General features: G+C 70.6%; 19 protein-coding genes. 3 read left to right on the top strand and 16 right to left on the bottom strand.

Annotated elements, in window-relative coordinates:
- Positions 1–57: 57 nt before the first annotated feature.
- From rplS to Afe05nite_RS04835, 11 genes are all read right to left on the bottom strand, one after another.
- Positions 58–414, bottom strand: a complete 357-nt coding sequence (rplS, locus tag Afe05nite_RS04885) for a 50S ribosomal protein L19 (protein WP_203815752.1) — start codon at positions 412–414, stop codon at positions 58–60.
- A 122-nt stretch (positions 415–536) separates the two neighbouring features.
- Positions 537–1,295 carry a tRNA (guanosine(37)-N1)-methyltransferase TrmD gene (gene trmD / locus Afe05nite_RS04880; protein WP_203815751.1) on the bottom strand — a complete coding sequence of 253 codons (759 nt, stop codon included), beginning with the start codon at positions 1,293–1,295 and terminating at the stop codon, positions 537–539.
- Positions 1,296–1,297: 2 nt separating this feature from the next.
- Positions 1,298–1,861 (bottom strand): ribosome maturation factor RimM, encoded by a 564-nt coding sequence (rimM, locus tag Afe05nite_RS04875; RefSeq protein WP_203815763.1) that lies wholly within the window; start codon positions 1,859–1,861, stop codon positions 1,298–1,300.
- A gap of 6 nt (positions 1,862–1,867) precedes the next feature.
- The gene (locus Afe05nite_RS04870) at positions 1,868–2,125 is read right to left on the bottom strand and encodes an RNA-binding protein (RefSeq protein WP_360413255.1); all 258 of its coding nucleotides are present in this window, start codon (positions 2,123–2,125) and stop codon (positions 1,868–1,870) included.
- Entirely contained in the window at positions 2,103–2,711 is a 609-nt protein-coding gene (gene rpsP / locus Afe05nite_RS04865) for a 30S ribosomal protein S16 (protein WP_203815750.1), read from the bottom strand. The genes Afe05nite_RS04870 and rpsP overlap by 23 nt, the downstream gene beginning before the upstream one ends.
- A gap of 155 nt (positions 2,712–2,866) precedes the next feature.
- A complete protein-coding gene (locus Afe05nite_RS04860; protein ID WP_203815749.1) occupies positions 2,867–3,547 on the bottom strand; it encodes a ribonuclease FAU-1 family protein in 681 nt (226 codons plus the stop codon).
- A gap of 16 nt (positions 3,548–3,563) precedes the next feature.
- Complete coding sequence (gene proS / locus Afe05nite_RS04855; RefSeq protein WP_203815748.1) at positions 3,564–4,970, bottom strand: proline--tRNA ligase; 1,407 nt, start codon at positions 4,968–4,970, stop codon at positions 3,564–3,566.
- 45 nt (positions 4,971–5,015) lie between these two features.
- The gene (locus tag Afe05nite_RS04850; RefSeq protein ID WP_203815747.1) at positions 5,016–6,092 is read right to left on the bottom strand and encodes an amidohydrolase family protein; all 1,077 of its coding nucleotides are present in this window, start codon (positions 6,090–6,092) and stop codon (positions 5,016–5,018) included.
- 17 nt (positions 6,093–6,109) lie between these two features.
- Entirely contained in the window at positions 6,110–6,730 is a 621-nt protein-coding gene (locus Afe05nite_RS04845; RefSeq protein ID WP_203815746.1) for a Uma2 family endonuclease, read from the bottom strand.
- Between the two features lie 92 nt (positions 6,731–6,822).
- Entirely contained in the window at positions 6,823–8,376 is a 1,554-nt protein-coding gene (gene ffh, locus Afe05nite_RS04840) for a signal recognition particle protein (RefSeq protein ID WP_203815745.1), read from the bottom strand.
- 64 nt (positions 8,377–8,440) lie between these two features.
- Positions 8,441–8,668 carry a hypothetical protein gene (locus Afe05nite_RS04835; RefSeq protein WP_203815744.1) on the bottom strand — a complete coding sequence of 76 codons (228 nt, stop codon included), beginning with the start codon at positions 8,666–8,668 and terminating at the stop codon, positions 8,441–8,443.
- 252 nt (positions 8,669–8,920) lie between these two features.
- Between Afe05nite_RS04835 and Afe05nite_RS04830 the strand changes: the two genes are divergently transcribed.
- Both Afe05nite_RS04830 and Afe05nite_RS04825 read left to right on the top strand, forming a co-directional pair.
- Positions 8,921–10,699, top strand: coding sequence for a stealth family protein (locus tag Afe05nite_RS04830; RefSeq protein ID WP_203815743.1), 1,779 nt, complete (start codon positions 8,921–8,923; stop codon positions 10,697–10,699).
- A gap of 54 nt (positions 10,700–10,753) precedes the next feature.
- Positions 10,754–12,016 carry a nucleotide sugar dehydrogenase gene (locus Afe05nite_RS04825; protein ID WP_203815742.1) on the top strand — a complete coding sequence of 421 codons (1,263 nt, stop codon included), beginning with the start codon at positions 10,754–10,756 and terminating at the stop codon, positions 12,014–12,016.
- A 2-nt stretch (positions 12,017–12,018) separates the two neighbouring features.
- On the opposite strand, the gene Afe05nite_RS04820 is transcribed toward Afe05nite_RS04825, so the two are convergent.
- Genes Afe05nite_RS04820 through Afe05nite_RS04810 form a run of 3 tightly spaced genes read right to left on the bottom strand, consistent with a single transcriptional unit; the run spans position 12,019 to position 14,958 of the window.
- A complete protein-coding gene (locus Afe05nite_RS04820) occupies positions 12,019–12,441 on the bottom strand; it encodes a GtrA family protein (RefSeq protein ID WP_203815741.1) in 423 nt (140 codons plus the stop codon).
- Entirely contained in the window at positions 12,428–13,405 is a 978-nt protein-coding gene (locus Afe05nite_RS04815; RefSeq protein WP_203815740.1) for a glycosyltransferase family 2 protein, read from the bottom strand. Before Afe05nite_RS04815 ends, Afe05nite_RS04820 begins: the two co-directional genes overlap by 14 nt.
- Positions 13,402–14,958 carry a hypothetical protein gene (locus Afe05nite_RS04810; protein ID WP_203815739.1) on the bottom strand — a complete coding sequence of 519 codons (1,557 nt, stop codon included), beginning with the start codon at positions 14,956–14,958 and terminating at the stop codon, positions 13,402–13,404. Before Afe05nite_RS04810 ends, Afe05nite_RS04815 begins: the two co-directional genes overlap by 4 nt.
- 90 nt (positions 14,959–15,048) lie before the next feature.
- Between Afe05nite_RS04810 and Afe05nite_RS04805 the strand changes: the two genes are divergently transcribed.
- A complete protein-coding gene (locus tag Afe05nite_RS04805) occupies positions 15,049–17,088 on the top strand; it encodes an acyltransferase family protein (RefSeq protein ID WP_203815738.1) in 2,040 nt (679 codons plus the stop codon).
- Here Afe05nite_RS04805 and Afe05nite_RS04800 read toward each other — a convergent pair.
- Together Afe05nite_RS04800 and Afe05nite_RS04795 are read right to left on the bottom strand one after the other, a co-directional pair.
- On the bottom strand, positions 17,077–17,736 hold the full coding sequence (locus tag Afe05nite_RS04800) for a hypothetical protein (RefSeq protein WP_239117558.1): 660 nt from the start codon (positions 17,734–17,736) through the stop codon (positions 17,077–17,079). The genes Afe05nite_RS04805 and Afe05nite_RS04800 overlap by 12 nt on opposite strands.
- On the bottom strand, positions 17,733–19,907 hold the full coding sequence (locus tag Afe05nite_RS04795) for a glycosyltransferase (protein ID WP_239117557.1): 2,175 nt from the start codon (positions 19,905–19,907) through the stop codon (positions 17,733–17,735). Before Afe05nite_RS04795 ends, Afe05nite_RS04800 begins: the two co-directional genes overlap by 4 nt.
- Positions 19,908–20,023 lie beyond the last annotated feature (116 nt).

Here is a 20,023-nt window from a genome sequence, read left to right as displayed (position 1 = left end):
CTGATCCCATCCGGCACTCGCGCAAGCGTAGTTCGCCCGCGGCCGGATCGACGGGTATCAGACGGACTGCTTCTCGCGAAGCTCCTTGATCTTGGCCTTCTTGCCCCGGAGCTCGCGCAGGTAGTAGAGCTTCGCGCGGCGCACATCGCCCCTGGTGAGGACCTCGATGCGGTCGATCGCCGGGCTGTTGATCGGGTAGGTCCGCTCGACCCCGACGCCGAAGCTGATCTTCCGGACCTTGAAGGTCTCCCGGAGGCCAGACCCCTGGCGGGCGATCACGACGCCCTGGAAGACCTGGACGCGGGAACGGTTACCCTCGACGACTCGGGCGTGCACCTTGACGGTGTCGCCGGCCCGGAAGTCGGGAAGGTCGGTGCGCTGCGACTGGGCGTCGAGAGCGTCCAGCGTGTTCATCGCTGCATCCTCGTCGTACTAAAGCGCATCGGAGTTCGATGCGCGGTGGGCACTTCTGATCTCCCGCCACTCCAGAAGATCCTCGTTTCACCCCGCGGCGCGAAGCGAAAACGGCAACCTCCCTACTCTGCCACAGCGGGAGGCGTGATCTGAAATCCGCCCTCGGCGAGGGTCTTCCTGTCCGTTTTGTCCAAAAACTCATCAGGGTATGCGGCCAGCATGTCGGGCCGTCGGGCGGCGGTCCGCAGCAGCGACTGAGCGCGCCGCCACCGGGCGATCCGGCCGTGATCACCGGAGCGCAGGATGTCCGGAACATCGCGCTCACGCCACGAGGCCGGCTTGGTGTAGACCGGGGCCTCCAGCAGACCGGCCGCATGCGATTCCTCGGTGAGCGAGTCGGCGTTGCCGAGCACACCGGGAAGCAGCCGGGTGACGGCCTCCATGATCACGATCACCGCGACCTCACCGCCGAAGAGCACGTAGTCGCCGAGCGAGATCTCCCGCACCGGCAGGCGTGCCGCCGCGTCGTCGATGACCCGCTGATCGATCCCCTCGTACCGCCCGCAGGCGAAGATCAGGTGGTCGAGCGAGGCCAGCTCGTGCGCGTCGGCCTGGGTGAAGGGCTTGCCCACCGGCGACGGCACCACGAGCGTGCCGGCCCCGACCGCGTCGAGCGCCTGCCCCCACGGCTCCGGGCGCATGACCATGCCGGGCCCGCCGCCGTAGGGCGTGTCGTCCACGGTCCGGTGGACGTCGGAGGTCCACTTCCGCAGATCGTGCACGGTGAGATCGAGCAGACCGGCGCCCCGGGCCTTGCCGATGAGCGACAGCTCCAGCGGTCCGAAATAATCGGGGAAAATGGTGATGACGTCGACGCGCATGCTCAAAGGTCCAGCAGACCCTCGGGCAGATCCACGACGATCCGGCCCCCGGCCACATCCACGGTGGGCACCATCTGACTGACGAACGGGATCAACGCCGTCCCCCCGCCGGATCTGCTGAGCACGATCAGGTCGGATGAGGGCGCGTGATCGATGCGGTCCACCGTGCCGAGCTCCTCGCCGCCGAGCGACACGACCCGCAGTCCGATCAGCTGGTGGTCATGGAACTCGTCAGGATCGGCGGGCGGCGTCAACGTGTCGCTGTCGACCTGCAAGAAGACGCCACGGAGCGCCTCCGCGACATTTCGGTCGTGGACGCCCTCGAACTGGACGATCCCCCGGCCCTGATGCCACCGCACCGACTCGATCACGAGCGCGGGCGGGACCTGATAGGCGACACCCGCGGAGGCAGCCGCCGGCCCGGTGCTGACCCGGCGGTCCCGGGGGACCTCCGTGGTGAACACCGAACCGGCGGTGAAACGCTCTTCGGGCTCGTCCGTGCGCACGGCCACCGAGACCTCGCCCCGGATGCCGTGCGGCTTACCGATCTGGCCTACTACAAGCAACATCGGTCAGTAGGCGTCGACGATGTCGACACGGATGCCGCGCCCACCGATCGAACCGATGACCTGCCGCAGGGCCTTGGCCGTGCGCCCGCCGCGCCCGATGACCGTTCCCAGGTCCTCCGGGTGCACGCGCACCTCGAGCCGCTTGCCGCGGCGCGAGTCGACCAGCCGGACCCGGACGTCGTCCGGGTTTTCGACGATGCCCTTGACGAGGTGCTCCAGCGCCGGCCGGAGCGCCCCGTCAGTCCTGGTCGGCGCCGGCACCGGCAGGGTCCTTCGCGGTCTCGGCGACGGCCTCGCGGTTGGGCTCGGCCGGGTCGACAGCCTCGGTCTGCGCCGGCTTGGCCTCGGCGGCCTCCGGAGCAGCGGCAACCTTGGCCTCGGTGGCCTCGGTGGGCTCAGCGGCCTTGGGCTCAGCAGCCTTGGCCTCGGTGGCCTTGGCCTCCGGAGCCGCGGCGGCCTTCGCCTTGTCGGACTTCTTCGGGGTCGCGGGCTTCGTGTCGGCAACGCCGGCGGCGGCCTTCGACTCGGCCTCGTAGATCTCCGTGCGGCTCTTCTTGACCTCGGCCACGAGCAGCGGCGGCGGAGCCGGCAGGCCCTTGAACTGCTGCCAGTCGCCGGTCTTCTCGAGGATGCGCTGCACGGCCTCGCTCGGCTGCGCGCCGACGGAGAGCCAGTACTGCACGCGCTCCGACTTCACCTCGATGAGAGACGGGTTCTGCTTCGGCTGGTAGATGCCCACGTATTCGATGGCACGGCCATCGCGCTTGGTGCGCGAGTCCGCGACGACGATGCGGTACTGCGGGTTGCGGATCTTGCCCATCCGCAGGAGCCGGATCTTTACGGCCACGGTCTTCTTCGCTCCTGATTGCATGCGTGAGGTTGAGCCACCAGACCCGCGTGGGGATGCGGGACCGCGACTCGATGGACTGGCAACGCGCTCAGGGTTAGAGGGCGCCTCACGCGTGCCGAATACCGGGGGTCCATTCTGCCAGACGGTTCGGGTCAGCTCCCAATCGGGCCCGAAACCCCGAAAAATCGGCGCGGCACCGGGGGGCGGTCCCAGCCGTCGGGGATCGTCGTGAGCACCGGCCAGGGCTCGGGCTGGAAATCCGTCCAGGTGCCGTCGAACGGGAACGCGCCCGCCTCGATCAGCCTGACCAGGCGATCGCCCTCGGCCCGCACCGTGGCCTCGTCACGCACCCAGTAGTGGTCGGGGATGCTCAGCCGCTCGCTGAACTCGTCCTCGTCCTTGAACTCCCAGGAGTGATCCGGATAGGCGACGACGTCCAGGTCCTGGTCGATCACGTCGACCCCGGCCAGGTGACCGTCGTCCCAGCGCAGGGCCCCGTACTCGAGGTTGACGTACCAGTTCTTGAAGTTGCCCTGCTCGTCGCGGAAGAACCAGACCGAGTGGTCGCCCGTCGGCGGGATGAACTTGAGCAGGCCCGGCCCCTGCCAGGAGGTCGTCACGGTCTCCTTGGCCAGGGTGATCCACTCGGCGAACGGCATGTCGCGGATGCCGCGGCCGTCGACCGCCTGCTCGGCGAGCACCGGGCTGCCCTGGGCCAGCCAGAGCAGCAGCCCGCGCTCGTCGTCCGAGATCACCCGGCACGGGCGTACGCAAGCCAGCCGGTCCCCGTCGATGTTGCGATAGAGAACCAGCCGGCCCGGCGAGAACGTCACGTCAGTAGGCCGAGACTCAGTAGGACCGGGCCAGGTAGGCGACGAGTCCCGGCTCTTCGTCGGAGTCGGGCATCGAACCATCCTCGCGGGTGAGGCAGCGAACCGTCACGGCCTTGCCGTTCGCCTCCTTCTCGCCCGCTTCGCCGACCGCCGACCACGGCACCCGGGCCCACCCGGTCTGGGATGCCTCGATCGCTTCGCCGAGCGTCTTGACGTCGACCGTGCGCTCCTCGCGGAACGCCAGCGCGTCGTCGTACATCTGCTGCTGGTCGGCCTTGAGCGCACTCGTCACGGCGCCCACCAGGTCACCCATCGGCAGCGGCGACTTGGTGCCGTCGATCCGGCGGGCCACGACCACGTTGCCGACCGCCAGGTCGCGCGGGCCGACCTCGACCCGGATCGGAATGCCCTGCAGCTCCGCGTCGACGGCACGACGGCCGAACGGGATGTCGGCACGGTCGTCGAGCCTCACCCGTACACCCGCGGCTTTGAGCTCGTCGCGCAGCTTCGCTGCGGCCGCCACCACGCCCTCGCCCGCCTTGACCACCATGACCTGCACCTGGATCGGCGCGAGCCGCGGCGGCAGCCGCAGGCCGTTGTCGTCGCCATGCACCATGATCAGGCCGCCGAGCATCCGGGTGGACGTGCCCCACGAGGTCGTCCAGGCGTGTTCGACAGTGCCCGACGCGGACGAGTAGCTGATGTCGAACGCCTTGGCGAAGTTCTGCCCGAGCTCGTGCGACGTGCCCATCTGCAGCGCCTTGGTGTCACCCATCATGGCTTCGACGGTCATGGTGTTGGTGGCACCGGCGAACCGCTCGCCCTTGGTCTTGCGGCCGGGCACCACGGGGATGGCCAGCATGTCGGTGATGAACGCCTCGTAGACGTTCTTGTGGATGTCGCGGGCGTGCGCACGGGCGTCGGCCTCGCTGGCGTGCGCGGTGTGGCCCTCCTGCCAGAGGAACTCGGTGGTGCGCAGGAACGTGCGCGGGCGCAGCTCCCACCGCACGACGTTGGCCCACTGGTTGAGCAGCAGCGGCAGATCGCGGTAGGAATCCACCCACTTGGCCATGAACTCGCCGATCACGGTCTCGCTGGTGGGGCGCACGACCAGCGGCTCGGCGAGCTGCTTTCCACCCGCGTGGGTGACGACGGCCAGCTCGGGCGAGAAGCCCTCGACGTGGTCGGCCTCGCGGCGAAGGTAACTCTCCGGGATGAACAGCGGGAAGTACGCGTTCTGCACGCCCGCTTCCTTGATGCGCGCGTCCATGTCCGCCTGCATGCGCTCCCAGATGGCGTAACCGGTCGGCCGGATCACCATCGTTCCGCGCACCGGGCCGTTGTCAGCCAGTTGCGCCTTGGCGATCAGGTCCTGATACCACCGGGGGAAGTCTTCCGCACGAGGAGTGAGCACGCGAGCCATGAGGCAGCATCCTAGCCTCGCTCCTCCCGCAACCCGTTCGGTGGGCTATCTGATGATCCGGCCGCGCAGCACGATGCGCTGCGGGGCCCGCACCACCCGTAGGTCGGCTCGCGGGTCCACCTCGTAGACCACCAGGTCGGCGAGGCCACCCTCGACCAGCCCCGGGAAACCGAGCCACTCGCGGGCCTTCCACGAGGCGGACGCGATGATGTCGGCCGCCGGAAGGCCGGCCTCCTCCATGATCAGCATCTCCTCGGCAGCGAGTCCGTGCCGGATTCCACCGCCCGCGTCGGTCCCGATGTAGATCGGCACTCCGGCCTCGTGCGCGGCCCGCACGACCGCCGGGAACCGGTCCCTGAGCGCGATCATGTGGTCGGCGTACCCGGCGAACTTCTCCCGGGCCTGCTCAGCGATGCTCCCGAAGGTCCGGATGTTGATCATCGTGGGCACCAGTGCGGTTCCCCGCCGGGCCATCTCGTCGATGAGATCGAGCGAAAGCCCGGTGCCGTGCTCGACCGAGTCGACCCCGGCCCGCACCATGATCTCCACGCCGTCCTCGGAGAAGGTATGCACGGCGGCCCGAGCACCGGCGGCGTGCGCGGCCTCGACGGCGGCGGTCATGGTCGCGGCGTCCCACGACGGCGCGAGGTCACCGACCGAGCGGTCGATCCAGTCCCCGACGATCTTGACCCAGCCGGTGCCGGCCTTGGCCTGCGCGGTGACGGTGGCCGCGACATCCTCGGCGGCCACCTCGATCCCGATGTCCCGCAGATAACGCCGGGGCGGCGCGACGTGCCGCCCGGCCCGCACGAGCCGCGGAATGTCCACTTCGTCGTCGAGCTCCGGGTAGGGAAAAGGCGACCCGGCATCCCTGAGGGCGAGCACACCGGCGTCGCGGTCGGTGACGGCGAGCGCCCGCGCCTGCTCCACACCGGTGATCGGCTTGGCCCCGTAGGCGATTCCGAGGTGGCAGTGCGCGTCGACCAGCCCGGGAACGACGAATCCGCCGTCACTGATCGTCTCGGCGCCGGCCACGGGCTCGAACGTGACCCGATCCCCGACCAGCCAGAGATCCTTCACGTCGCCGTCCGGCAGGACCGCCCCACGCACATGCAATGCCATGGGACAGTCCTACCCGATCACGACCACGCGCGGCGCGACGCCCGCTCGTTGATCCGGTCACGCCGGCGCGTCCACGCCGGCAGATCCAGCGTGACCGGCCAGGGCTGATCGAGCGTGACCAGCTCGGCGGTGCGGCGGAGCTGCTCGTAACTGCCGTCCGGGCCCAGCGCGAACTGCGTCAGCGTCACCGGCCCAGCCAGCGGATCGATGATCCAGTGGGCCGGGATGCCGAGGTCGGCGTAGCGCTTCGCCTTATGTCCCGGGTCGTCGAACTTCGACGACGGCGAGATCACCTCGACGACGAGAAGAACGTCGGCGGCCGGAACCGGGGAACGACCCGCGCCTTCCTCCTGGAAGACCATGACATCGGGACGCAGCTCGTTGCGCCGGTTGAGAAGAACCGCTTGCTCCATGTTGACCACGAGGTCGTCCGGGCGGTTCATCTCCAGCGCGAAAGCGGCGTTTTGGCTGATTACCTGATGGATGGGGAGAGCATTGGGGGTCAAGAGGAGCCTGCCATCGATCAACTCGTAGCGAAGATCCTCAGGCAGGTCCGCGATGTCGTCGACAGTCAGGTCGCCTCGGCCGATCAGATGGTCGATCAAATCCGGACCGGCGAGATGGGGTGCAGCGGTCATCGATGTCTCCTCGAGGGGATCACCGCTCACCATACTGGTCTCCCGACTAGATGCTCAATGCCATCTTTACCAGAGACTAGCCCGGTCCGAGCTTACTTCTTTCCGTCGTCGTCCTTCTTGGGCTTCATCAGCTTGTTGAAGTCGAGGTTCGGCAGGTTGAAGCCGCCCGGCCCGCCACCCAGGGCGTTGGGGTCGAGGCCCGGGGGGAGCTGGGGCATGCCGGCCGGGAAGCCCGGGGGCAGGGCGCCGCCGCCGACGCGGGGGCGGCTCGAGCCGCCCTTGGTGCCCTTGCGCTTGTTCTTCGGGCTCTTGGTGGCCTTCCGGCGGGCGCCGGGCAGGCCCATCATGCCGCTCATCTGCTTCATCATCTTCTGCGCGTCGGCGAAGCGGTTGAGCAGCTGGTTTACGTCCATCACGGTGACGCCGGAGCCGGTGGCGATGCGGGCGCGGCGGGAGCCGTTGAGGATCTTCGGGTTGGTGCGCTCCTGCGGGGTCATCGAGCGGATGATCGCGGTGACCCGGTCGAAGTGGGAGTCGTCGAGGTCGTCGAGCTGGGCCTTCATGTTGCCCATGCCGGGCATCATGCCGAGGATGTTGGCGATCGGGCCCATCCGGCGCACGGCGATCAGCTGGTCGAGGAAGTCCTCCAGGGTGAACTGCTCGCCACCGAGCAGCTTGGAGGTCATCTTCTCCTTCTGATCGTCATCGAAGGCCTGCTCGGCCTGCTCGATGAGGGTCAGCACGTCGCCCATGCCCAGGATGCGGCTGGCCATCCGGTCGGGGTGGAAGAGGTCGAAGTCCTCGAGCTTCTCACCGGTCGACGCGAACAGGATGGGCTCGCCGGTCACGTGCCGGACGGAGAGGGCGGCACCACCGCGGGCGTCGCCGTCGAGCTTGGAGAGCACCACGCCGGTGATGCCGACGCCGTCCCGGAACGCCTCGGCGGTCTGCACGGCATCCTGGCCGACCATCGCGTCGATGACGAAGATGACCTCGTCGGGGTTTACCGCGTCGCGGATGTCGGCGGCCTGCTGCATCATCTCGGCGTCGATGCCGAGGCGGCCGGCGGTGTCGACGATGACGATGTCCTTGGCCGTGCGCTTGGCGTGCTCGATCGAGTCCCGCGCGACCTGCACCGGGTCGCCGACGCCGTTGCCGGGCTGCGGCGCGTAGACGTCGACGCCGGCCCGGCCCGCGAGCACCTGGAGCTGGTTGACCGCGTTGGGGCGCTGCAGATCGGCCGCCACCAGCAGCGGCTGGTGGCCCTGACCCTTGAGCCAGCGGGAAAGCTTGCCGGCCAGGGTCGTCTTGCCGGAACCCTGCAGGCCGGCCAGCATGATCACGGTGGGCGCGGTCTTGGCGAACCGCAGCCGCCGGCCCTCGCCGCCGAGCACCGTGATCAGCTCGTCGTGGACGATCTTGATGATCTGCTGGGCCGGGTTGAGGGCCTGCGAGACCTCGGCCCCGCGGGCCCGCTCCTTCAGGTTGAAGATGAAGGACTTGACCACGGGCAGCGCGACGTCCGCCTCGAGCAGCGCGAGACGGATCTCGCGAGCGGTGGCGTCGATGTCGGCATCGGTGAGCCGGCCCTTGCTCCGAAGTTTGTCGAAGATCCCGGACAGGCGGCCACTCAGAGTGTCAAACACGGTGCGACTTCCCGTTGGTCAGAGTTGAGGCGATGTCGCCAAGCCTAGCCGCCCGCGTTGCGGCTCACCGGTTGCGCATCCGGTAGGTCTTCTGCGCTGCCTCGATGCGCCGCTGGGTGCGGGTGCCGGGAGCCAGCGACTTCTTGGCCTTGCCGTAGAGGTAGATGCCGCCGCCGACCAGGGCGACGATCAGGGCCAGGTAGAACAGCGGGCCGATGATCGCGTGCACGACCCAGCCGACCACGACGATGGCACCGATCACCGCGAGCAGAAACGCAACAGCCTTACCCATCGGGTCCTCCCCCAGGATGCGACGCCCCGGGAACGGGAGCGCCGACGTCCACGATGCCTCAGCGAGGCAACCCTGCCTATCGGTGGAATCCCGGAGCACACCCCATAGGGGTGCGTAATGCCCGTTTTGTCGCACCTCGCTGATCAAATGGCGTATACCGGCGATATCAGGCGTCACCAACGACCGCAACTTCGAGTCGAGGGCCGACGTTGAGGGTCAGTGACCACAACGGCCGGGCGGAAGGACGACGGCGTGCCGATACGGCGGATCTTGCGACACACGCCATGGCCGGTCCGGCGCCGGTTGCTGGCCGGCGTCCAGCGCAAGCTGCTGCCCTACGTACCGGCTGAGCGGCGCCTGGCCACGGCCCGGCGGGTGGTACCGCTGGCCCGCGCCCGGACCGGCCGCGTGCGCTCGGCACGGGTCACCGAGATGGCCACCCCCGCGGGCGTACGCCGGGAGAACCTCGATCGGGTGGTGACCGCCCTCGAGGCGGCGCAGGTCGACTGGTTCCGGATCCCGGTCGACTCGGTGACCGGGTCCGCGGTGGCCGTACCGGAAGAGGAGCGCGACCGGGTGCTCGCCCTGCTCGAGACACTGAGCGCGAGTGACGCCGGGCTGCTGGAGGTCGTCCGCCCCACCGGCCGGCCGGGACGTCGTGGCCGCCGCACCGCGACCGTGCTGCGGTTGAGCCGCCCGGTCACCGATCCCGGCGGCAACCTGGTGTTCGGGCCGGAGTACGGCTGTGAGATCGAGTTCTGGCGCACCGTGGACGGCCACCTGATCGGCCCGCGGAGCAACCCGGTGGCCGACGTGGTGCCGGTCGACGAGCCGGTGGTGGAGGCGAGCGAGCACGTCTTCGGCTCGTTCAGCGCCCCCGACGACCCGGCCTCGTACCGCACCCGCGAGATCTTCACGATGGTCAGCCCGGATCGGGTCGCGTTCCCGATCGACGTGGTCTACACCTGGGTGGACGGCGAGGACCCGGAGTGGATCGAGCGCAAGGCCGTCGCCATGCGGGCGAACGGCTGGGTCGCCGACGTCAGCGAACTGGCCTGCAACGACTCGCGCTACGCGTCGCGGGACGAGCTGCGCTACTCGTTGCGGGCGCTGTACGCGTTCGCCCCCTGGGTCCGGCACATCTTCCTGGTCACCGACGATCAGGTGCCGGCCTGGCTGGACACCACCCAGCCGGACCTGACGGTGGTGAGCCATCGTGAGGTCTTCGGCGGCACCGGGCAGTTGCCGACGTTCAACTCGCAGGCCATCGAGTCCCGGCTGCACCGGATCCCGGGCCTGTCGGAGCACTTCCTCTACCTCAACGACGACGTCTTCCTGGCCCGGCCGGTGCCGCCCGAGATGTTCTTCACGCCGGGCGGGCTGACCCGGTTCTTCCCGTCGACGGCTCTTGTCGACTCGGCCCCGCGCCGCGACGACGACCCGCCCGCGAACTCGGCCGGCAAGAACAACCGGCGGCTGATCCAGCAGGCGTTCGGGCGGGTGCTGACCCGCAAGATGAAGCACACCCCGCACCCGTCCCGGCGCAGTGTGCTCGCCGAGATCGAGTCGCGCTTCGCCGAGCAGGTGGTGGCCACCGCCGAGCACCAGTTCCGGCACCCGGAGGACGTGTCGCTGCTGTCCTCGCTGCAGCAGTACTACGGCTACCTGACCGGCCGGGCGGCGCCGGGCGAGATCGCCTACATGTACACCGACCTGGCCGACGCCGGCACGCCGCTGCGCCTGGCCCGGGTGCTGCACGACCGGCACATGGACGCGTTCTGCCTCAACGACACGAACTCGTCGCCGGAGACGGCCGCCGAGCAGGCCGCGCTGCTCGCCGAGTTCCTGCCCGCCTACCTGCCGTTCCCGTCGCCGTACGAGCTGGGAACGCCCCGGCCGGCCACCACCCGACTGGAACTGCCGCGCGGACCGGTGGTCTCGCCACGAGCACCACGGGACCAGTCGCACCCGGACATCGCCCTGCCGGTCCAGCCGGTACCGCCGTCCGCGTCGGACACCAACGTCGCCTGACGCCGCCAAGACAACGGGGCACGCCAAAGGCGCGCCAGAAAATGGGGAAATTTCGTGACTTATGATGTGGTCATTCTCGGGCTCGGCTACGTCGGTCTCCCGCTCGCCCAGCAAGCCACCCGGGCCGGCATGAACGTCCTCGGCTTCGACGTGAAGCACAGTGTGGTCGACTCACTCGCCGCCGGCCGGTCGCACGTGGACGACCTCAGCGACGCCGACGTGGCCGGGATGCTCGCCGGTGGCTTCCGCACCACCAGCGACGAGACCCTGATCGCGAGTGCCGCCACCGCCGTCATCTGCGTGCCGACGCCGCTCGCCGAGGGAGACGGCCCCGATCTGCGCGCGGTGGTCGGCGCCACCGAGGCGATCGGCCGCAACCTGCGCCCCGGCATGCTCGTCGTGCTCGAGTCGACCACCTACCCGGGCACCACCGACGAGGTGGTGCGGCCGCTGCTGGAGAAGCTGTCCGGGCTGACCGCCGGCATCGACTTCCACCTCGCGTTCTCGCCGGAGCGGATCGACCCCGGCAACGAGCGGTTCGGCCCGCGTAACACCCCGAAGGTGGTCGGCGGCTACACCAGCGGGTGCGCCGACCGGGTCGCCGAGTTCTACGGCCGGTTCGTCGACACCGTGGTGCGCACCAAGGGCACCCGGGAGGCGGAGACCGCCAAGCTGCTCGAGAACACCTACCGGCACGTCAACATCGCGCTGGTCAACGAGATGGCGCGGTTCTGCCACGAGCTCGACATCGATCTGTGGGACGTGATCCACGCCGCCTCGACCAAGCCGTTCGGGTTCCAGGCCTTCTACCCCGGGCCCGGCGTCGGCGGCCACTGCATCCCGATCGACCCGAACTACCTCAGCCACAACGTGCGCAGCAAGCTCGGCTACCCGTTCCGCTTCGTCGAGCTGGCCCAGGAGATCAACGCGACGATGCCGGACTACGTGGCCCGGCGCGCGCAGAACCTGCTGAACGCGGACGGTCAGGCCGTGCACGGCGCCACGGTGCTGCTGCTCGGGGTCACCTACAAGGCGAACATCGCCGACCAGCGCGAGTCGCCGGCGACGCCGCTGGCCCGGCAGCTGGCGTCGCTCGGCGCCACCGTGCTCTACCACGACCCGCACGTCGCCACCTGGAAGGTCGGCGACGTCGAGGTGGCCCGCACCGACGACCTGGAGGGCGCGGCCGCCGCGGCCGACCTGGTGATCCTGGTGCAGCACCACCGCGAATACGACGCCGACCACCTGGCCGGGGTGGCCAAGCGCTTCTTCGACACCCGCGGCGTGACCACGGCCCGCGAGGCCCACCGTCTCTAGGCCTACCGTTTTTGGGCGATGTCCGAGGGGGCCCGGTCCCGGGCCTCCTCGGCGAAGGTCCAACGCGAGTTGAGCGTGTAGTTCAGAACCGGAATCGCCACCAGCGCGACCGCCTGCACCACCGCGAACGGCGCGTGCAGGACCTCGGTGCCGAGCCACAGCACCACGGTGTTGAGCGTGAAGGCGGCGGCGGTCACGGTGAGGAATCTGCTCCCGGCCGTCGCGTGGCCGGCCGACGAGCGAAAAACCCAGGCCCGCTGCAGGCCGTACGACACCAGGATGCTCGCGACGAACCCGGCCGTGGACGCCGGCACCGGCCGGAAGCCCGCCGCGTCGAGCGCCAGTCCCCCGCCGAAGTGGGTGGCCGCGCTGGCCCCGCCGCTGACCGCGTAACGCAGCAAGCGGCCCGGGCTAGCGTTCGGCATGCTCGGCCCGCACCAGCTGTTCCGGGACCGCGGTCGTGGCCGACTGCGCCGACTTCTCCTGCACCAGGTAGCGCGGCCGGCCGCGGACCTCTTCGTGGATGCGCGCGAGGTACTCCCCGATCACGCCCAGCCCGAGCAGGACGAACGTCCCCATCACCAGCAGCAGCAGGATCACGGTCGGGAAGCCGGCCACCGAGGCGCCGCGCAGCCAGCGGATCAGCGTCTGGGTGCCGAGCAGCACCGAGAACGCCGCGAACGCCAGGCCGACCAGGGTGACCAGGTGCAGCGGCGCCGAGGTGAACGACGTCAGGCCGTTGACCGCGAGCCGGAACAGCGACTTGAACGTCCACCGGGACGCGCCGCCCGTCCGGTGGTCGATCTCGACCTCGATGGTGGTGCGGCGGAACCCGATCCAGCTGCTGGTGCCGCGGAAGAACGACGAGTGCTCCGGCATCTTCAGCAGGGCGTCCACGGCCGGCCGGCTGAGCAGCCGGAAGTCGGTCGCGTTCACCAGGTCGACCTTGGTGAGGCCGGTGAACGCCCGGTTGAACACCTTGCCGCCGAGCTTGCTGACGATGCCCTGGCCGGTGCGGTTGCGTTTGACCGCCTCGACCACGTGCGCGCCGTCCCGCCAGCGCTGCACCATCGCCGGGATGGCACCGGGCGGGTGCTGCAGGTCGGAGTCGATGACGACGACGGCGTCCCCGGCGGCGTGCTCGAGTCCGGCGAGGACGGCCGGTTCCTTGCCGAAGTTGCGGGACAGCTGGATGCCGCGTACGTGCTCGTCGGCCACCGCCTGCTGGACGATGCGGTCCCAGGAATCGTCCGAGGAGCCGTCGTCGACGAGCACGAGTTCGTAGCGCAGGCCGGCGTCGCCGAGCACCTCGGTGAGACGGCGGACGAACCGGTCGACCCCGGGGCCCTCGTTGTAGATCGGCGCGACCACCGACACCAGCGAGCTCACCGCGGTGCCGTGGTGCAGAAGGGGGCGCCCGCCAGCAGGGTCGTGGCACGGTTGAGACTCACGTCGAAGCGCCTCACTTCTCGTTCGGTACTGAGCTGATTTCCTTGGCCGAGGTTGTTGCGGGCGGAGGTCTGGACGAAGGTGGCGCGCAGCGCGCAGCGGCGGGCGTCACCCGCCGGGGTGGCGTCGAAGTCGGCCACCTCCTGCGCGATCCGGTCGTGCAGGAACGGCCACGGGCCGTGTGAGGCCCGGTCGCGGAAGTCCTTGTTGGCCGCCGCCGAGAAGGCGCCGGCCAGCACCAGCCCGACGAGCGCCACGGTCAGGTAACGCCGCCAGAAGACGAGCAGCAGGATGCTGCCGGCGACCGTGGTGAGCCCGCTGTCCCGCCAGCCGAGGCCGAGTTCGAAGCGCTGCACACCGGCGTTGAGGGCGGCGATCGAGGCTCCCAGCACGAGCAGGGCGAGCGCGGCCGAGGCGAGGCCGAGGGTCTGCCCCCGGTCGAGGGTGGGCAGGCGGCGCAGACCGGGGCAGGCGCGCCAGGCCAGCACGGCCAACATGATCAGCGCCAGCACCGGGACCGCCGCCGCCACGTGCGGCCGGCCGTGCGACGCCCGTTCCCACATCAGCGGCGGCAGCCAGGAGAGCATCCGGGCGGGCAGCGCGCCGGGCGCGCCGGCCAACGCCAGGTCGGAGCCGGTGTAGCAGCCGCCGCCGGCGCAGTGGTGATAGATGAGCGCGCGGACCGGCAGGATCACCGGCAGGAACCCGGCCCAGAGCAGCACCAGGAAACGAGGCCGGTGCAGGAGCGATCGGCCGAGCACGAAGCGGTTCCGCAGCAGCACCGTGGCGGTGGCCAGCGGCACGGCCAGCAGGGCCAGCTCGTTGAACGCGGCGAGTGCGGCCCCGGCCAGCACGACCAGGGCGCCGGGGCGGCGGCTGCGGCACGCCCAGGCGGCGACGGCCAGGACCAGAGCGCTGGTCGCGAGGTAGAGAGCGCCGAACAGTACGGTCGTGCTCGTCCATCCGGCCGCCACCAGGCCGGCGCCGACCGCGAACGGGAGCAGCGCCACCGGCACCGGCGGCGGCGCGGTGAACAGCCGCTCCCGGCGGGACACGAGCGCCGCGGCGAAGACCACGGCGGCGATCGTGAGCAGGATCGCCGAGGCGAACGAGACCAGCCGCAGCCCGATGTTGGCGGGCAGGCCGAACAGCGCGGTGAGCGCGAAGACGGCCACGTCCAGTGACCATTCGACGATGCGGCCCAGCGGCCGGAAGTTGCCCAGGTCGAGGAAGATCGGCACGGTGCTGAACGCGTTGCGGAACAGCAGCCAGGGCTTGGCGCCGTAGAGGCCGCCGTTGGCGTACACGTTGAATCGGTGGTCGGCCGACGGGGTCAGCGTGACCAGCGGGGCGAGTACGGTCAGCGGCACCAGTACGCACCGCAGCCACACCGCCCGCCAGGGCCGGGAAGCCGCCGTCGCGGGAGTCGTGGACAGCGCCGACGGATCGGCCTCCGCGCGTTGCGGCGGGACGTTGACGGTCTCGGCGGTCACGACATGGCAACGAATCGAACCGACCGAAAGATGCGACACACGCGTCCTGGCCGCCCTCGCGAGCGTTGGCATGAGGTGCACAACGCAGTGATGCCAACCCGGCCGCGAGACACCCGCGCCGCCGTCCTGCCGGAGTCCCGGTTCCGGCCCGACATCGAGGGTCTTCGTGCGATCGCGGTGCTGCTCGTCGTGTCCGCGCACGTCGGCCTGCCCGGACTCGGCGGCGGCTATGTCGGGGTGGACGTCTTCTTCGTCATCTCCGGCTTCCTCATCACCTCCCTCCTGCTGCGCGAGGCCGAGCGGACCGGCCGCATCTCGGTGCCGCGGTTCTATGCGCGGCGGGCCGTGCGACTCCTGCCGGCGGCCGCCGTGGTGCTGGTCGGCACGCTGATCGCGGCCCGGTTCCGGCTGCCGCTGACCCGGCTCGGCGAGTTCGCCCAGGACGCGCTCGCCGCCACCGGCTACTTCGCCAACCTGCGGTTCGCCGCGCTCGGCACCGACTACCTGCGCGCCGACCAGGCGCCCTCACCGTTCCAGCACTTCTGGTCGCTTGCCGTCGAGGAGCAGTTCTACCTGGTCTGGCCGCTGCTGATCCTGGCCGGCGCGTACCTGTGGCGACGCCGCCGGCCGCTGGCCGCGATCCTCGCCGTCCTCTCGCTGGCCTCCCTCGTGCTGAGCGTCACCGAGACCGCCCGCTCGGCGCCGTGGGCCTATTTCGGGCCGCACACCCGGGTGTGGGAGCTCGGCGCGGGCGCGCTGCTGGCGTTGGGCGCGGCCCGGATCCGCGGGCACGCGCTGCTCGGCTGGGCCGGGCTGGGAGCGATCCTGGCCGCCGCGGTGCTCTTCGACGAATCCACCCCGTACCCCAGTTGGCGGGCTCTTCTTCCGGTGGCCGGCGCCGTCGCGATGATCGCGGCCGGTGGGGCCCGCGGGGCCGGTGTGCACCTGATCCTGGACCGCAAGCCGTTGCAGGTGATCGGCCGCCTCTCCTACGGCTGGTACCTGTGGCACTGGCCGGTGCTGGTGATGTTCCCGGCCGCGCGGACGTGGCAGAAGGCGCTGCTCGCGGTGGGCGCGCTGGGCCTGGCCTGGCTCACCTACCGGTTCGTGGAGAACCCGCTGCGGCAGGGCCGGCGGCCGGTGTGGCAGAGCATCGGCCTGGGGGCCGGCTTCTCCGGCACGGTGGCGGCGGCCGCGGTGCTCCTGGTGGTGCTGCCGCACAGCGTCGAATCCGCCGGGCGCCGCGCCGACCTGCGGCAGACCATCGCCGGCGCGCGGGATCCGGCCGCCGAGCTCGCCCGAACGATCGACGCCAGCCGGGGCATGGGTGCGCTGCCCGCCAACCTGATGCCGAAGCTGAAGAAGGCCGCGCGGGACCGGCCGCGGGTCTGGGACAACGGCTGCCACGCCGACGTCCCGGTCACGGTGGCGCCCGAGGGCTGCGTGTTCGGCGATCCGGCCGGCGCCGAGACGGTCGTACTGTTCGGCGACTCGCACGCGGCGCAGTGGTTCCCGGCCATGGAGGCCGTCTCGACCCAGCGGCACTGGCGGCTCGTCGAGCTCACCAAGAGCTCCTGCACCGCCGCCGACCTGCCGGTCTGGCACGACGCGCTGAAGCGCGCCTACACCGAGTGTCAGGCCTTCCACCGCTCCGCGCTCGACCGGATCGCGCGGCTGCGCCCGGCGCTCGTGGTGATCGGCTCCAGCTTCAACTACCGTCCCGCGCAGCCCGCGACCGACGTCGCCGGGCAGTGGCGGGCCGCCTGGGACCGCACGTTCGGGGCCCTCGAGGGCACCGGCGCCCGGGTCGCCGCGATCGCCGACACGCCCTACATGGGCGGCCCGGTGCCGGAGTGCCTCGCCGAACCGGCGAACGCCGGAAAGGCCGGGAAGTGCACCCGCAGCCTGCGTTCGGCGCTGCGCGGTCCGGCCCAGCGTGCGGTCTTCCTCGGGTACGCCGGTCGGCCGCGCACCACCGTGATCGATCCGATCACCTGGTTCTGCACCGACGTGTGCCCGCCCGTGGTCGGGAACCTGCTCGTGTACCGCGATTCCAACCACATGACGACGACGTATTCGGCCGCGCTGGCTCCACTGCTGGGAGCGCGGCTACCGGCCCTAGCGGAGTAGGTCGGCAAGCGACGGCGGCTGGGCCCGGTCCACGATGATGGTCCGGGCCGTGTCGTGGTCGCGGTACAACCGGGACAGGCGCTGAGCCAGCACGTCGTCCCACGGCCGGTCCGGCCGGTGCTTCTCCCACGTGTCCCGGTCGGGCAGATATTCCAGCAGCACGCCCAGGTCGCGCAGCAGCGCGAACTGCGGGCAGTCGGTCACCACGACCGGCCGGTGGTCGGGGTTGACCAGCAGGCGCTGCCGCAGGGTCAGCACGAACTCGCGAACCGCCACGGTGTCGAGGCCGATCGCCACGTAGAGGTGGGCCGGCGGGCGCTGGGCGGCGGCCGGCACCCGGCGTACCCCCTCGGTCGTGACCTTCGGGCGCCGCCGCAGCCGGCGCAGCACCGCCCGCGCGATCCGGGGCACCGTGTGCAGCGGATCCTTGGCCAGCGAGACCAGCCCGAACCCGAGCCGGTAGCTCTGGCTGTGCCGCAGTCGCTCCCAGCGGCGGTGCTCCCGGTCGCGTTCGCGCCGCAGCGCCTCCGCGTTCACCTGCTCCTCGGCCAGTTTCAGCTCGAGCGAGCGCAGCCGGCCGGCCATCGCGGCCAACTCCCAGCGGGCCCGATCGGGGGCTTCCAGCAGATCGCTCCGGCGCTGTGTCACGCCATCCTCCACGTGTTCTCCGGCAGGCTGCTCAGCCACGAGGCCGCCGCGGCACCGCCACCGGTAAAGGTCAGCTCACGGCAACGGTGCGCGAGCCCGGCCCGCACCTCCGGTCGTACCGCCTGGTCGAGCACCTGCTCCAGCTCGCCGGAGGCCGGATCCTCGACGGTGAGCGCCACCCCGGTGGCGGCCGCGAACCGCGCCCGGCCGACCTGGTCGTCGAGCCGGGTGGCGGTGTTCGGCAGGAACACCGTCGGGATCGCGAACCCGATCTGCTCGTGGAACGAGTTGTAACCGGCCGCGCTCACCGTGAGGTCGAACGCCCGTAGGTAGCGGCTCACCGGGTAGATCTTGACGACCTTGGCGCCGGGCACCCGGGGCATCGGCCGGGTGGCGATCGTCGACTCGGCCAGCACCAGCTGGAAGCCGTGGCCGGACAGGTGCGCGCAGATCCGGGCGATCGGCGACGAGATGTCGTTGATGTTGCCGGCCCCGAGCTGGAGCAGCACCGCCGGCCGGTCGTCGAGCTCGAGCTCCTTCTTCGCGGTCTCCCGGTCGAGCAGTTCGCTCTCGTCGAGGAAGGTGATCGGCGGGACCAGGTGGGCGTTGGGCCGGTCGGCGACGGTCGGACCGCCGTCGGCGACGTCCCCGAACTCGCCCGGTTCCAGCACATGGTCGAAGACCTTGCCCTGGGTGATCCAGTCGGCCCCGACACCGCGCTGCCACATCGCCCGGCGCACCCACACCCAGACCAGCTCGGGATGGTCGCGGACGGCCTCGACCACGCCGGGGTGCGGCAGGCAGTCGACCGCCACGACGGTGGGCTCGTGCAGCTCGATGAGGTGGGCGAGGCGGGCCCGCAGGATCGCGGTCCAGCGCGGCTGGGCGGCGTCGAGCGCCTTGCGCGACGGGATGTACTCGGTGAGGAAGCCCTCCTGGTGGGCCACGCTCGCGGCGTACGACTGGGTGGCGATGACCGTTTCGACGTCGCCGGGCAGCCGGCGGGCGATGGCCATCAGCCGGGAGAGGTGTCCCATGCCGGCACCGTTGTCGCTGACCATCAGGACCCGCCTCTTCGGGGTCTTGGGTCCGGTTCGCCGGGGGCTGACCGGGGAGAGCCGGGACGAGATCCCGGCGTCCGCGAGCCTGGTCAGGTGCGACTGGTGGCCGTAGCGCTGCTCGGCGAACTCCCGCGCCCGGCCGACCACCTCGCGGTAGCGGGCCGGGTCCGCGTACAGCTCGGCGACGATGCGCCGCACGTCCTGGGGCGTCCCGTAGAGCGCGGCGTCGGCGAACGTGGGGCGGAAGTGCTCCCCGATGATCACCGGGACGCCACTGGCCATCGCCTCGAGGATGGTCCGGCCGAACGCCTCGACCAGATCGGGGTCGTGGAAGTAGACGAAGAAGTCGATGGTGCGGAGGAACTCCTGCGGTTCCTCGGCCCCGAACTTCACGACGTCCCAGTTCGCCGGCTTGTGCCCGAGCCGCTGCACGGCGATGTCGCCACCGCCGAGCACCCGCACCCGCACGTCGTCGCGCTCCGGGTAGGCGGCGTGGATCTCGGCCGGGTCGAGCGGCCACTTCACCGGGTCGCCCCGCCCGTGCCGGCCGATCACCGGTACGTCCCCGACGAAGCCGTCCCGGTCGCGCCACCAGTGCGCCACGTCGATGATCTCGTGCCAGTCGGTGCTCGTCAGCCGGGCCCCCGGCTCCGCCCGCAGCAGCAGTTCACGCACCTGGGAACTGATCGGGGCCCACTGGACGTCCGCGCCGAAATAGCGGTGCACCCGATCGCGGACGGCCGCGAAGTCGTAATAGCGGGACGGGTTGCCGACGTCGCCCGGCGCCTGGTTGAGCACCATGACCGTACGCTCGGCGTTGATTTCCGGCCGTACCGCCAGATCCTCGGTGAAGATGCGCGGCTGGCGAACCAGCAACAGCTTGCAGGTGATCGGCTCGTCGGCGCGGGCGAGTGTGGCCTGACCGTCCCGGAGCAGGTCGCTGATCCGCGGGCTGAACGGCAGCGCCCGCGGCTGGTGCGGCGACGGCACATGCACCAGAACGGTGGAGAGGGCCGCCTCGGCCTGCGCGTGCACCTCGGCGGCGATGCTGGCCGAGGTTCCGCCGGGATATCGGAAGTCGGACAGGATCGCTACGTCAAAGACGGGCACTTCTGGGTCTCCCTCAAGTCTGCGCAGTGTCCCGAGAACCCAACGAGAAACCGGCCCGCACCGTGACGGCAACCGTTCTCCGGGCACCAACCGGACGGCAACCCAAGGGCCTCCGC

Origin of the sequence: Paractinoplanes ferrugineus, from assembly GCF_016862195.1 — a bacterium.
Taxonomy (GTDB): domain Bacteria; phylum Actinomycetota; class Actinomycetes; order Mycobacteriales; family Micromonosporaceae; genus Actinoplanes; species Actinoplanes ferrugineus.
This window is presented reverse-complemented; position numbering and strand designations above follow the sequence as displayed.